Annotated in this window: 12 protein-coding genes; 3 read left to right on the top strand and 9 right to left on the bottom strand. The window is 68.6% G+C overall.

Annotated elements, in window-relative coordinates; genetic code table 11:
• Window positions 1-31 precede the first annotated feature (31 nt).
• The gene (locus AC07RM_RS23960; RefSeq protein WP_495336149.1) at window positions 32-2,395 is read left to right on the top strand and encodes a molybdopterin-containing oxidoreductase family protein; all 2,364 of its coding nucleotides are present in this window, start codon (window positions 32-34) and stop codon (window positions 2,393-2,395) included.
• Between the two features lie 71 nt (window positions 2,396-2,466).
• Window positions 2,467-3,393, top strand: coding sequence for a PDR/VanB family oxidoreductase (locus tag AC07RM_RS23955; protein WP_495336148.1), 927 nt, complete (start codon window positions 2,467-2,469; stop codon window positions 3,391-3,393).
• A gap of 45 nt (window positions 3,394-3,438) precedes the next feature.
• Here AC07RM_RS23955 and AC07RM_RS23950 read toward each other — a convergent pair whose 3' ends face one another.
• The 9 genes from AC07RM_RS23950 to AC07RM_RS23910 all read right to left on the bottom strand — a co-directional run bounded on the left by AC07RM_RS23950 (window position 3,439) and on the right by AC07RM_RS23910 (window position 12,181).
• Window positions 3,439-3,765 (bottom strand): hypothetical protein, encoded by a 327-nt coding sequence (locus tag AC07RM_RS23950; protein ID WP_057590090.1) that lies wholly within the window; start codon window positions 3,763-3,765, stop codon window positions 3,439-3,441.
• Window positions 3,762-4,454, bottom strand: a complete 693-nt coding sequence (locus tag AC07RM_RS23945; protein ID WP_495336147.1) for an orotate phosphoribosyltransferase — start codon at window positions 4,452-4,454, stop codon at window positions 3,762-3,764. The genes AC07RM_RS23950 and AC07RM_RS23945 overlap by 4 nt, the downstream gene beginning before the upstream one ends.
• A 17-nt stretch (window positions 4,455-4,471) precedes the next feature.
• Window positions 4,472-5,377 carry a helix-turn-helix domain-containing protein gene (locus AC07RM_RS23940; RefSeq protein ID WP_093345550.1) on the bottom strand — a complete coding sequence of 302 codons (906 nt, stop codon included), beginning with the start codon at window positions 5,375-5,377 and terminating at the stop codon, window positions 4,472-4,474.
• Between the two features lie 89 nt (window positions 5,378-5,466).
• Window positions 5,467-6,537, bottom strand: coding sequence for a dihydroorotase (gene pyrC / locus AC07RM_RS23935; protein WP_495336146.1), 1,071 nt, complete (start codon window positions 6,535-6,537; stop codon window positions 5,467-5,469).
• A gap of 8 nt (window positions 6,538-6,545) precedes the next feature.
• Window positions 6,546-7,802, bottom strand: a complete 1,257-nt coding sequence (locus AC07RM_RS23930) for a hydantoinase/carbamoylase family amidase (protein ID WP_495336145.1) — start codon at window positions 7,800-7,802, stop codon at window positions 6,546-6,548.
• A gap of 15 nt (window positions 7,803-7,817) precedes the next feature.
• Window positions 7,818-8,768, bottom strand: a complete 951-nt coding sequence (locus tag AC07RM_RS23925; protein ID WP_495336144.1) for a dihydroorotate dehydrogenase — start codon at window positions 8,766-8,768, stop codon at window positions 7,818-7,820.
• Window positions 8,761-9,672 carry a dihydroorotate dehydrogenase electron transfer subunit gene (locus tag AC07RM_RS23920; RefSeq protein ID WP_495336143.1) on the bottom strand — a complete coding sequence of 304 codons (912 nt, stop codon included), beginning with the start codon at window positions 9,670-9,672 and terminating at the stop codon, window positions 8,761-8,763. Before AC07RM_RS23920 ends, AC07RM_RS23925 begins: the two co-directional genes overlap by 8 nt.
• Window positions 9,669-10,910: an MFS transporter gene (locus AC07RM_RS23915; RefSeq protein ID WP_495336142.1), complete on the bottom strand. Its 1,242-nt coding sequence runs from the start codon at window positions 10,908-10,910 to the stop codon at window positions 9,669-9,671. Before AC07RM_RS23915 ends, AC07RM_RS23920 begins: the two co-directional genes overlap by 4 nt.
• 212 nt (window positions 10,911-11,122) lie before the next feature.
• Window positions 11,123-12,181: a porin gene (locus AC07RM_RS23910; RefSeq protein WP_495336141.1), complete on the bottom strand. Its 1,059-nt coding sequence runs from the start codon at window positions 12,179-12,181 to the stop codon at window positions 11,123-11,125.
• A gap of 395 nt (window positions 12,182-12,576) precedes the next feature.
• Between AC07RM_RS23910 and AC07RM_RS23905 the strand changes: the two genes are divergently transcribed.
• Window positions 12,577-13,050: a (2Fe-2S)-binding protein gene (locus tag AC07RM_RS23905; protein ID WP_495336140.1), complete on the top strand. Its 474-nt coding sequence runs from the start codon at window positions 12,577-12,579 to the stop codon at window positions 13,048-13,050.
• The last annotated feature ends 1 nt before the right edge of the window (window position 13,051 follow it).

Raw genomic sequence — 13,051 nt, 5'->3', positions numbered from 1 at the left:
GGACTTCCACCTCCGCCTGGGCACTAGGACTATGGCCGAAAAAATCCCTGGCTTCTGCGCCCTCTGCCGCTCGCGCTGCGGTTCGATCAGCGTGGTGGAGAACGGCGTGCTGATCGCCCAGGAAGCCAACCCCTCCCACCCGACCGGCAAGGCCCTCTGCGTGAAGGGCCGCGCAGCGCCCGAGCTGGTGGCCAATCCGCAGCGGCTGCTGCATCCGCTGATACGCACGGCGCCGAAGGAGGCCGCCGATCCGCTCTGGCGCCAGGCCTCGTGGGACGAGGCACTGGACCTCGTCGCGCAACGCATCGGGCGCATCCGCGACGAGAGCGGTCCCGAGTCGGTGTCCTTCGCCATCACTTCGCCGAGCGGCTCGCCGCTGTCCGACGGCATCGTCTGGATCGAACGTCTGGTCAATGCCTTCGGCAGCCCGAACCTGTGCCGCGGCACCGAGATCTGCAACTGGCACAAGGACGTCGCCCACGGCTTCACCTTCGGGCGCGGCATCGGCGCGCCGGACTTCTCGAACACGCGGTGCATCGTGCTGTGGGGCCACAACCCGTCGGCGACCTGGCTCGACCATGCGACAGGGGTGACGGAGGCCTTCGCGCGCGGCGCGAAGATCGTCGTGGTCGATCCGCGCAAGGCGGGCTTCGCGATGCGCGCGCACCAATGGCTGCGCGTGCGGCCGGGTTCGGACGGCGCGCTGGCGCTGGCCATCGCCGGCGAGATGATCCGCAACGGCGAATACGACATCGACTTCATCCGTCGGCATTCGAACGGGCCGCTGCTCGTGCGCGAGGACACGGGCGCGTTCCTGCGCGAAGCCGACATCACCGGCCTCGCCTCGGAGCGGCTCGTGGCCTTCGACGAGGCGAGCGAATCCATCGTGCCCTACGACCCCGGCACGGCCACCTATGCCTCGCAGGACGGCACCCTCGCGCTCTTCGGCGCCAGGACGCTGCAGACGGCTATTGGCCCCGTTCGATGCCGGCCCGCCTTCGCGCTCTATGCCGAGCTGTGCGATGCCATGTCCCCCGAACGCGCGGAGGAACTCTGCTGGGTCCCCGCGCAGCAGGTGCGCGACACCGCACGGCTGCTGTTCGCGCACCGCCCCGTCAGCTACTACGCGTGGTCGGGCGTCGGCCAGCACACCAACGCGACGCAGACCGACCGCGCGATCGCGCTGCTCTACGCGCTCACGGGCAGCTTCGACGCGGCCGGCGGCAACGTGGACTTCGCGCATCCGCCGGCGCGCAAGGCATCGGGCAAGGAGCTGCTGTCGGCGGAACAGCTCGCGAAATGCGTGGGCATCGACGAGCTTCCGCTCGGCCCGGCCGCGCAGGGCTGCATCGGCAGCGACACGCTGTACCGCGCCATCCTCGAAGAGAAGCCCTACGCGATCCACGGCGTGATCGGCTTCGGCGCCAACCTGCTGCTCGCGCATGCGAACCCGCTGCGCGGTGCCGAGGCGCTGCGCCGGCTCGACTTCTTCGTGCATGCCGACCTGACGCTGACCCCGACCGCGCAATACGCCGACGTGGTGCTGCCGATCGGCACGCCCTGGGAGCGCGAGGCGCTGCGCGTCGGCTTCGAGGTGAACCAGGGCGCCGAGGAACTGGTACAGCTGCGACCGCGGATGGTGGCGCCGGTGGGCGAGAGCCGCTCCGACGCATGGGTCGTCTTCGAGCTCGCGAAGCGGCTCGGGCTGGCCGACCGGTTCTGGGACGGCGACATCGACGCGGGCCTGCGCTACATGCTCGAGCCGCTGGGCATCGGCCTGGAGGCACTGCGGCAACACCCCGAAGGCATCCGCTACCCGCTGAAGACGCGCTACCAGAAGCACCACGGCGCGGGCTTCCGCTTCGCGACCGACACCGGCAAGGTCGAGATCTATTCGGCGCTGCTGCACCGGCATGGCCAGTCGCCGCTGCCGGTGTACGTGCCGCCTTTGCCGAAGCTGCGGCTTCGCGAAGGAAGCTCGGACTTCCCGCTCGTGCTGACCTCGGCCAAGCTGCCCCAGTACTGCCACAGCCAGCACCGGCAGGTGGCGTCGCTGCGCAGCAAGGCTCCCGACCCGCTGGTGGCCATGAATCCTGCCACGGCAGCCGCGCGCGGCATCAAGCCCGGCATGTGGGTGCGCGTGCGCTCGCCGAGCGGCTCGGTGCGCTTCAAGGCCACGCTCGATCCCAGCCTCGATCCGCGCGTGGTCTGCGCGCAGTACGGCTGGTGGCAGGGCAACGAGCAGCTGGGGCTGCCCGCGCACGCACCGCTCTCCGAACAGGGTTCGAACTTCAACCTGCTGGTCGACGACGGCGATCTCGACCCGATCAGCGGCTCGGCGCCGCACCGTTCCTACATCTGCGAGGTCGTGGCCGAAGCCGGGCCCGCCGCCTGAACACCCGCGAACACGCCATCCACCCATTACCCACTCCGTCGATACCCATGCAAGTCAAAGTCCAACGCAAGGTGCCCGAGGCCACCGACATCTGTTCCTTCGAGCTGGTCGCCATCGGCGCCGAAGCGCTTCCGCCCTACGAGCCCGGCGCCCACATCGATGTCGATGTCGGCGGGGGCGAAACCAGGCAGTACTCGCTGTGCGCACCCCATGGCGAGGGGCGCTATGTCATCGGCGTGAAGCGCGATCCGCGCTCGCGCGGCGGCTCCCGGTTCATGCACGAGTCCGTGAACGAAGGCGACGTCCTCACCATCGGCGCGCCGAGAAACCACTTCCCGCTCGCGCAGGACGGCGAGCGCTTCATCCTCGTCGCGGGCGGCATCGGGATCACGCCGCTGCTCTGCATGGCCTCGCACCTGAGCGGCGCCGGAAGAGCGCTCGAGCTGCACTACTTCGCGCAGTCGGCGGAACACGTCGCCTTCCGCCGGCATCTCGAGGACGCGGCCCTGGCCCCTGCCGTCCAGTACCACCAGGGCCATGGCCCCGAAGCGCTGCCCGCACTGCTGGCAACGATCGTGGGCGATCCGGTGCCAGGCAAGTACCTCTACCTGTGCGGACCGCGCCCCTTCATGGAGCTCGTACGGCAGGCCGCGGCGAACTGGCCGGCCGACCAGGTCCGCTTCGAGTATTTCGGCGCGGGTTCGACGCCCGCCGCTGCATCGGCGCCGCAGGCCGCGTTCGAGGTCTGCGCCGCCGCCTCGGGCATCTCGGCACAGGTGGAAGCGGGCCAGAGCATCGTCGAGGTGCTGCGCGCCCACGGCGTGCACATCGAGACCTCGTGCGAGGAAGGCCATTGCGGCACCTGCATGACCACCGTGCTCGAGGGCCGGCCCGAGCATCGCGATTCCTTCCTCACCGAGCCCGAGAAGGCGTCGGGGACGCTGATGCTGCCGTGCGTATCACGCAGCTGTTCCGCGCGGCTCGTCCTCGATCTCTGAGCGAATGGGTCATGGCGCGAGCGCGCCATGACCAACGGAACGCGTTCAGAACGCCGTGACGTTCCACTCGTACTCGGTCGCGACCTCGCCGAGGATGCGCAAGCGCTGCGCGGGCTCGGCGGCCAACGCGGCCAGGATGCGGGTGTTCAAGGCCACCATCGTGGCCTTGGCGTTGTCGGCGAATTCCACCGTGATGCCCTGGTCCTCATACTTCTGGACGAAGGCCTGCGCCGCCACCCCGATGACGAAGTAGAGGCCCGCGTTGTCGAGGTCCGACTTCATGAGGTCGAAGGCGCCGCGGTACAGCAGCTTGAAGGCGTCGGAGCCCGACAGGTCGTTCTCGAAGCGGGTGCTGATTTCCTGGAAGTTCATGGTGTGTTGCCCTCGATGTGGTCAGTGATGAAACCCTTGCCGCCGTGCGCCGCGGACCACGCGACCGGATCGCGCAGGAAATCGTCGAACTCGGCGATCACCTCGCGGCCGAAACTGCCTCTTTGTGCCGCGACCGCGCGGATGTCGTGCCAGTTCGCCAGCGCGTGGACCTTCAGCCCCAGCGCGGCCAGCATGCGGCCGGCGCCGAACATGCCGTAGTCGAACAGCACGAGCACATCGCCGACCTCGGCACCCGCGGCGCGCAGCGCGCGCGCGAAATTGGCCTTCGATGCGCCGGCCGCCATCATGTCGTCGACCAGCAGCGCGCGCTCGCCGGCGCGCACCACGCCCTCGACCTGGCGGGCGCCCACGGCCCGCTTGCGGACGTACTGCATCGGCAGGTCCAGCGCGTCCGCGATCCAGGCCGCCAGCGCGATGCCGCTGGACTCGCCGCCCGCGATCGAGCCGACGCCGGCCAGGCAGCCATCGGCTTTCAGCAGCTCGATGGCATGGCCCACGAGCGCGCGGCGCGCCTCGGGAAAGGAAATGAGCCGCCGGCAATCCACGTAGACCGGCGTCGCCCATCCCGAGGGGAGCCGGAAGGGCTCGTCGGTGCGCAGCGTCACGCAGCCGGCATCGAGCAGCCGGGCGGCGACCTCGAGGCGGATCGGGTCTGGGGCAGTGGTCATGGCGGTCGTGCCTTCGGCTAGTGAATTCGGTCGAGCAATTTGCGCAGGTGCATCGCACCCGCCTTGCCCTTGTAGGCGGCCTTCCAGAGCCTGCCGATCATGGCTTCGTACATGCGCACCGCCTCGGGCGAGGCGGTCACGGTCGCGATGCCGTTGCGCACGTTCGGCAGTTCGCCGAGCCGGAACGGGCTCACGGCCAGCACGCTGCCGGCCCGGCCGGAGAACACCTGGAAGGTCGCGGTCGGCATGGCGTCGTCGATCAGTCCGATCTGCACGTCGATCGGCTCGCTCTCCATCAGGTCGGCGATGCGCTCGACCTCGCGGCGCGCCGCCAGCCGGCGCTCGGTGCGCACGCTCTCGGGCAGGTCGATGCGGCCGACCAGGCCGGTATCGACGAAGCGCTCGAGCTCGCGCAGCCCGATCAGGCTCACGATGTGCGGCCGCCGGCGCTGGAAGAAGGCGCGGCGCTCCTGCATGATCTGCAGCATCTTGTCGATGTCGGCCGAGGTCGGCCCCTTGCCCGCGCCCTTGGGCGAGGCCTCGATCAGCATCTGGCGCAGGGTCGGCAGGTAGTCCTCCGAGGTCAGCAGCAGCGAGATCGGCTCGAAGTGCGCGAGGATGCGGTCGGACGACTCCTCGAGCTGGCGCATGCGCTCGAACAGGCCGAGCGCGGTCGAGTAGTACTCCACCTCCACGCCGAGCAGCGACGCCAGCGTGGTGTCGAGCAGATGGGCCAGGCGCTCGAGCGTCTCGATCTTGACGATCTCGCCCTTCTCGAGCCGGTACACGACCGCGCGCGAGATGCCCAGCCGCTCGGCCACGTCCTCGGCCAGCAGCGAGGCGCCCACCCGGTAGGCACGCAGGCGGTTGCCCAGCGCCACGTAGTCGATCGATGACTTGAAGGTCGAATTCGCAGCTTCCATCTCGTTTTCCACTTTATGGATCGAAAAAGAAACTATAGGCGAGTTTCGACATCCGCGGTCACCGGCGAGGCGCGAGGCGGTGCGGGAACTCACGCCGCGACCGGCTCGGGCACGGGCGCATCCCGCAGGGCCCACGGCAGGCTGCTGCCGCCGAGGAAGGGATGGAGCGCCCCGCCGGCCGCGAGCGCCACGTCCTGCGGCACCTCCCAGGGCGAGCGCTCGAGCGTCACGCTCGCCTCGTTGGGCGCGAGGCCGTAGAAGCGCGGACCATTGAGGCTCGCGAAGGCCTCCAGCTTGTCGAGCGCGCCCTCCTCCTCGAACACCGTGCAATAACTCTGCAGCGCGACCGGCGCATTGAAGATGCCGGCACAGCCGCAACCCGCCTCCTTCAGCGTGCGAAGGTGCGGCGCGGAGTCGGTTCCGAGGAAGAAACGCGCGTCGCCCGAGGTCGCCACCCTGCGCAGTGCGAGGCGGTGGCGCTCACGCTTGAGCACCGGCAGGCAGTAGAAATGCGGCCGGATGCCGCCCGTGAAGATCGCGTTGCGGTTGAACATCAGGTGCTGGGGCGTGATCGTCGCCGCGAGGCGCCCGCTCGCATCGGCCCTGACGAAATCCGCCGCTTCCTCGGTCGTGATGTGCTCCAGCACCACCTTGAGCGCCGGGAAGTCGCGCAGCAGCGGACGCAGCGTCGATTCGATGAACACCGCCTCGCGGTCGAAGGCGTCGACGGCCGGATCGGTGCTCTCGCCGTGCAGCAACAGCGGCATGCCGATGGCCTGCATCGTCTCGAGCACCGGCGCCACCTTCGCGATCGACGTGACGCCATGCTCGGAATGCGTGGTCGCGCCGGCCGGATACAGCTTCGCCGCGGTCAGCACGCAGTCCTCGAAGCCGCGGCACAGGTCGTCGGCGGAGGTGCCATCGCAGAGGTAGACCGTCATCAGCGGCACGAAGTCCGCACCGGGCGGCAGCGCCGCCACGATCCGCTCGCGGTAGGCCCGCGCGAGCGCGGTGGTCGTCACGGGGATCTTGAGGTTCGGCATGACGATGGCTCGGCCGAACTGCTCGGCGCTGTAGGGCAGCACCGTCTGCAGCATGGCGCCGTCGCGCAGGTGCAGGTGCCAGTCGTCGGGGCGGCGCAGGGTGATGCGGGGGGTCATGAACAAGCTCACTTCAATCGGGCGAAGGCCGCATCCATCGCGGCGACGCCGAGCATGAAATCCTCGATGTCCATCGCTTCGTGCGGGTTGTGCGAACCGTTCTGGTTCCGCACGAACAACATGCCGCTCGGGATGCCGGCATTGGCGAACAGCGAGGCGTCGTGCCCCGCGCCGCTGGGAATGAGCTCGAAGGCCGCGTCCTGCGCGGCGCAGGCCTCGGACAGCACGCCGCAGAGCTTCTCGTCCATGGTCGCGGGATCGCTGAGCAGGCGCCGATCGAATTCGAAGCGCACGCCGCGCTCGCGCTCGATCGAGCCGCATTCGGCACGCATCAGCTGGTAGAAGGCCTCGAGCGTGTCCGTGCTCTTGCTGCGCGCCTCGAGGCTGAAGCTCACCTGCCCGGGAATGCGCGAGATCGAATGTTCGGCCGGGTCGGTGCTGACGATGCCCGTGGTCACGACCAGGTCGGTGCCGCGCTCCAGCAGCACGCGCCAGTGCTCGTCGATGCGCATGATCAGGTCGGCGACCGCGAACATGGCGTCGTGGCGCAGCCAGCGCGGCACCACGCCCGAATGCTGCGCGTCGCCATGGCAGACCACGCGGTTGTGCCGCACGTTGCCGCGGATGCCCGAGACCACGGCCAGCGGAAGCTGGCGCGCGACCATCACCGGCCCCTGCTCGATGTGCAGCTCGAGGTAGGCCTTGATGCGCGCCTTGTCGAGCAGCGTCTGCTGCGCGCGGATCGCCTCCACGTCGGCACCGCAGCGCCGCATGCAGGCCTCCATCGATTCGCCGGTGGTGCGCTGCTTGAGCGCGAGGTCGCTCTCGCTGACCTTGCCGAACAGCGCGCCCGAGCCCATGTAGGCCTTGCCGAACCAGGCGCTCTCCTCGCCGCGAAACGCGACCACCTCGAGCGGGCGTGCGTAGGGCGTGCCGCCGGCTTTCTGCGCCACGAGGCACAGAAGGCCCGCGACCACGCCCGCGTAGCCGTCGAAGTTGCCGCCCTGCGGCACCGAGTCGATGTGCGATCCGCACCAGGTGACCGCGCTCGCCGTCGCGGTCTGCGGCAGACCGAACACGAGGTTCGCGGCCCGGTCGGCCCGGACCTCGAGCCCTTCGCTCGCGGCGAAGGCACGCAGGTAGTCGGCGGTGTCCGATTCGCCGCGGCCGTAGCTCTGCCGCGTGACGCCGACCCCGTCGAAGGTCAGCTCGCGCACGTCGGAGAACAGCTTCTCGGCCATGGGGCGAAGTCCCGGCAGGCTCATCATCCTTGCCCTCCCCTAGCCCGACTGCTGCGCGAAGCGCAGCCAGCGGTCCGGGAGCTGGCGGTCGAGCTTGACCTGGCCAGTGAGGTCGCGGATGTTCTTCACGCCCATCTCGTCGCAGTACGCGACCAGGCCGTCGATGATCTTCTGCATCGCGCCAGGATCGATGAAGGAGGCCGTGCCCACCTGGACCGCGCTCGCGCCGGCCAGCATGAACTCGACCGCGTCGTGCGCACTCGCGATGCCGCCGCAGCCAATGACCGGGATGCGCACGCTGCGATAGCACTGGTGCACCATGCGCAGCGCGATCGGCTTGATGGCCGGCCCGGATAAGCCACCCATCACGTTGCCGAGCATGGGCTTGCGGGTGCGCACGTCGATCGACATGGCCAGCACCGTGTTGCCCATCACGAGCGCATCGGCGCCGGCCTCTTCCGCGGCCCGCGCGACCGTCGCCACGTGCGAGGCATTGGGCGTGAGCTTGGCCCACACGGGATGATGCGTGCGGCGGCGGATCGCGCTCACGACCTTGTAGGTGGTCTCGGGCGTCATCGCGAAGGCCATGCCGTCGGCTTCGAGGTTGGGACAGGAGATGTTGGCCTCGATCACCGCCACTTCGGGCAGCGACATCTCGGCCACCGCGTCGGCGAACTCGTCGACCGTGTCCGCCGAGATCGAGACCACGACGGGCGTGTCGAAGCGCGTGTAGGGCGGCAGCACCGTCTCGCGGTAGTAGTCCAGGCCCTTGCTCGGAATGCCGATGGCGTTGAGCATGCCGCCGCGGGTTTCCGCCACGCGCGGCGTCGGGTTGCCGGCACGGCTCTTGGGCGAGACGCTCTTGATGACCAACGCGCCCAGCCGGTTGAAGTCGATCGCTTCCGCGTACTCGATGGCAAAGCAGCCCGAGGCCGGCATGACCGGATTGCGCAGGCCGACGTCGCCGACCCTGACGTTGAGATCAGCCAAACTCCACCTCCCCGACCACGTCGCCGATGGGAAACACGGGACCTTCGCGGCAGACGCGCAGGAATTGCTTGTCGCCCTCGCGATCGAACAGCCTGACGCAGGACAGGCACACGCCCATGCCGCAGGCCATGCGCTGTTCCATCGCCACCTCGCCCCGGGTGCCCGGATGGTCGGCGAGGATGCGTTGCAGCAGCATCAGCACGCGATGCGAGCCGCAGGTGTAGACGGCGTCGTGGTGCCGTTCGCCGAGCAGACGGCGCACCAGCGTGTCCATGGCCTCCACCGAGGAGCTGCCGTCCGAGTCGTAGACGCAATGCACGTCGGCCTCGGCGCCGCGCAGGAACTCGTCGCGCATCAGGTCCTTGGGAGCACGTGCCGACATCACCGCCGTGATCGCGATGCCCATCCTGGCCGCCTGCTGCAGCAGCGGCGCCATCGTCGCCAGGCCGACGCCGCGCGCCACGACCATGATGCGTTCGTCGTCGGGCGGCAGCGTGAAGGTGTTGCCCAGCGGGCCGACGATGTCCATCGCGCCGCCGACGGGCAGCGAGGCCAGCGCGTGGGTTCCAGTGCCCGTGACGTTGTAGAGGAACTCGATCGTGCCCGCCTCCGGCCCCACGCCGTAGACGCTCATCGGGCGCAGCAGGAAGGGCTGGAGGTCGTTCGTCGTCGGGCACTTGAGCTGGTAGAACTGCCCGGGCCTGGTCGTGCCCGCCAGGTCGGCCGGCGCGCTGAGCTTCAGGTACTTGTAGCGGTCGTTGACCCAGCGGTGCTCGGCGACCTCGCAGCGGTACGAGGCCACGGATTGCGCGTTGCGCTGGAAGCAGGCGCCCTCGCCCTGCGGCACGGGCGGATGCACGGGCCTGAACGCGGGCGATTGATGGTCGATGGCGGCGAGCATCATTCGAGCTCCTTGCCCTTGAGTTCGGGAATGAGGAAGTAGGTGGCGACCATGTCGACCAGGTAGATCGCGGCGAGCAGCGCGATGGCGATCTGGAACGAATAGGCGGCGACCAGCGCGCCGACCACCACCGGGCCGAAGCCGCCGATGCCGCGGCCGAGGTTGAACAGCACGTTCTGCGCCGTGGCGCGTGCTTCCGTGGGATAGGCCTCGGAGATCAGCGCCCCGTAGCCACCCAGCATGCCGTTGACGAACATGCCGAGCACCGCGCCCACCCACAGCAGCGAGACCGGATCGGACAGCTGGGAGTACGCCAGCACCATCGCCACGGCACCGGCCTGGAACAGCAGGAAGCTCGGCTTGCGCCCGATGCGGTCGGCCAGCTGGCCGAAGACGAAGATGCCCAGCATCATCCCGAGGATGGTCACCGAGGTCCACATGGCCGACTTCGTGAGGTTGAACCCGAGCTTGTTGGCCAGGAAGCTCGGCATCCAGATCATGATCCCGTAGTAGCCGAAGTTCTGTACCGCGCACAGCACGACGATGCCCAGGCTGGTGCGGGTCGTCTGCGCATCCTTGACCAGCAGCTTGAAGGACCTCAGGCGCGAGCCCCGGACCTTGGGCTTGCGCACGAACACCTCGGGCTCGTGCAGCTTGTTGCGGATCACCCAGGCCACGAGCGCGGGGACGACGCCGACCAGGAACATGCCGCGCCAGCCGATGTGGGGCATCAGCAGCGGCGTGAGCAAGGCCGCGCCCAGCACGCCCAGTTGCCAGCCCAGCGCCACATAGGAAGACACGCGGGCCCGGTGCCTGGCGGGCCAGGCCTCGGCCGCCAGCGCCATGCCGATGCCGAACTCGCCGCCCAGGCCGATGCCCGCGATGGTCCGGTAGACCAGCAGGTCCCAGTAACCCTGCGCGAAGGCACAGAGCCCGGTGAAGACCGCGAACAGGACGATGGTCCAGGTCATCACGCGGATGCGCCCGAAGTGATCGCTGAGCGAGCCGAAGACGATGCCGCCGACGACGGCGCCGACCAGCGTCCAGCTCACCAGCGAGCCGGCCTGGCCCGGCGTGAGGTGCAGGTCGGCCGAGATGGCCGTGAGCATGAAGCCCAGGATCAGCAGGTCGAAGCCGTCCATCGCATAACCGATGGCGGAGCCGGCCAGCGCCTTCCAGGCGTAGCCCGAGACGGCGTCGTCGCGTGGCGCGGAGGCGGTCGAATCTAGGGTGGATGACACGTCAGGACTCCTGGTTCGACGCGGAAAGGCCGGCGCCGGCGGATGGATGGGCCATGGAAGCGGTCTCGACATGGAGTCCGTTTCGCTCATTTGCGATACTAGTATCGAAAAAGATATCAATCAAGAAAAAGTTCACTGGGGTTGTCTCTGTGGAGGGATGAAAGGAACGAGGGGAACCAAGGGATCGAGCCTGGCATCGGCTCGCGCGGCCGCTAGAAGCGGTGGCGGATGCCGACGCCGAGGCTGTTGCCGCCCGCCATGGCGGTCGCGCGATCGCGCATGAGGACGGCATAGACGTCGGTTCGCTTCGACAGGTAGTGATCGTAGGCCAGGCTCAGCGTCGTGCGGGTGCCGTCGTAGGACCCGGCGATCTTCGTCCTCGCGACGGCCGCCAGCACCTGCCCCGCGGTCGACCCGACCGGCACGCTGGCGCCGAGGGAGCTCGTGGCACCGCGATAGCCGGTCGCTTCGGCCTTCGACCGGCCGTAGCTCGCATAGGCCTTGAGCAGGCCGAAGTCGTAGGCCCCGCCCAGCATCCAGTCCTTGCGCGTGGTGGGCACCACCGCGCCGTCGACCGTGGCCGTGATGACGCCCGGGTTGACCGGGTTGGAGATCTGGTCGCGCTCGTAGAAGCCCGCCACCGTGAGCGGCCCGCTGACGTAGGTCGCGCTGATGCCGGTGTTGTTCTTCCCCTTGTAGCCGGTGTCGCTGGACTGCTCGCCGAACTGGTAGTGCAGGTTCACGCGCAGGCCGCCGAAGCTCGGCGTGCTGTAGATCAGTTGGTTGCTCCAGCCGGTATCGGAGGGCGAGGTGCGGTACAGCCAGCGCGCGGTGTTGACGTTGGCATGCAGCACCAGCGGCGAGAACGCGAAGGAGTTGCCGAAGGGGTTGACCAGCACGGTGGGGATGAAGTTCGGTGCCGCGGCGCGCCCGAGCTGAAGGCTGCCGTACGCACCGGCGATACCGACGTTGGCATCGCGGGCGAAGTAGGGGTCGCCGTCGAAGCGGCCCGATTTGCCGGTATCGGCGCGAAAGAAGGAGTTGAGCGCGAAGTAGGCCCGCAGCCCGCCGCCCAGGTCCTCGGTACCGGCGAAGCCGAAGAACGAGGTGGTCATGCCGCCGCTTCCAAGGACCTTGGTGCGGCCGAGGTCGCCCGCGTAACGCATCGATCCCGCGTATTCGTCGATCAATCCCTGCACCGACACACTGCTCTGCGCACAGGCGCCACAGGCCGTCGACAGCGCGACGGCGGCAACTACAAGACTCTTCATGGGTGGCTCACTTCTCAAGGCTCGAGGGAACGCCGAGCGCCCCTTCGCGGCACGCCCGAACGACGGACAGGTGGCTCTGGCACGGGTGCACCGCCATGAGGCGTATCGCCTCGAAAACTAGGCACATCCGATAAAAAAGCACCATTAAAGAAACCAGGATCAAAAACGAGACCGAATTCTGGCGCGGTTCCGCAAGTTCGATGCCAAGGGTTTTCGAGCGGTCGGGGCCGAGCGCTTTCGCGCTATTCGCGTGCGCTCGACGCGGGGTCGAACGGACCGGAGTCCGGCGGCCGATTGTTCAGTTTGGCTTCAAAGGCCTTAGCGACTTCGGGCCTGTGTGCCGGCGATGCGCGTCCCTAGACTTTGCGCACCCCAACATGCCCACGGACCGCACCATGCCCTTCACACTCCACATCAACGGCACCTCGCGCGAGGTCGATGTCGACGGCGACACGCCCCTGCTCTGGGTGCTGCGCGACGTGCTGGGCCTGTACGGCACCAAGTTCGGCTGCGGTGCCGGCCTGTGCGGCGCCTGCACCGTGCACCAGGACGGCGTCGCGATCCGCTCTTGCATCACGCCCGTCGAGTCGGTGGGCACGCAGCGCATCACCACCATCGAAGGCATCGGCGCGACGGCGGTCGGCCAGGCGGTGCAGAAGACCTGGCTGGAACTGGACGTCGTGCAGTGCGGCTACTGCCAGTCGGGCCAGATCATGTCGGCCACGGCACTGCTCGCGGCCACGCCGCGCCCCACGCCCGCGGACATCGTGGGCGGCATGTCGGGAAATATCTGCCGCTGCGGCACCTATGTGCGCATCCAGGCCGCGGTGCAGCGCGCCGCCACGCTGATCCCGATCAAGGCGGCCTGAG

It is taken from the genome of Variovorax sp. GW821-FHT09B05, assembly GCF_059418265.1.
The sequence above is the reverse complement of the archived record's forward strand: the minus strand, read 5'-3'. Positions and strand labels throughout refer to the sequence as shown.

What these genes read in the sequence shown, in the direction of transcription:
- pyrC (WP_495336146.1), bottom strand. Translation starts at nt 6,537, where the DNA reads ATGACCCCCCGCATCACCCTGCGCCGCCCCGACGACTGGCACCTGCAC.
- AC07RM_RS23940 (WP_093345550.1), bottom strand. Translation starts at nt 5,377, where the DNA reads ATGGAAGCTGCGAATTCGACCTTCAAGTCATCGATCGACTACGTGGCG.
- AC07RM_RS23950 (WP_057590090.1), bottom strand. Translation starts at nt 3,765, where the DNA reads ATGAACTTCCAGGAAATCAGCACCCGCTTCGAGAACGACCTGTCGGGC.
- AC07RM_RS23920 (WP_495336143.1), bottom strand. Translation starts at nt 9,672, where the DNA reads ATGATGCTCGCCGCCATCGACCATCAATCGCCCGCGTTCAGGCCCGTG.
- AC07RM_RS23930 (WP_495336145.1), bottom strand. Translation starts at nt 7,802, where the DNA reads ATGAGCCTGCCGGGACTTCGCCCCATGGCCGAGAAGCTGTTCTCCGAC.
- AC07RM_RS23905 (WP_495336140.1), top strand. Translation starts at nt 12,577, where the DNA reads ATGCCCTTCACACTCCACATCAACGGCACCTCGCGCGAGGTCGATGTC.
- AC07RM_RS23910 (WP_495336141.1), bottom strand. Translation starts at nt 12,181, where the DNA reads ATGAAGAGTCTTGTAGTTGCCGCCGTCGCGCTGTCGACGGCCTGTGGC.
- AC07RM_RS23960 (WP_495336149.1), top strand. Translation starts at nt 32, where the DNA reads ATGGCCGAAAAAATCCCTGGCTTCTGCGCCCTCTGCCGCTCGCGCTGC.
- AC07RM_RS23945 (WP_495336147.1), bottom strand. Translation starts at nt 4,454, where the DNA reads ATGACCACTGCCCCAGACCCGATCCGCCTCGAGGTCGCCGCCCGGCTG.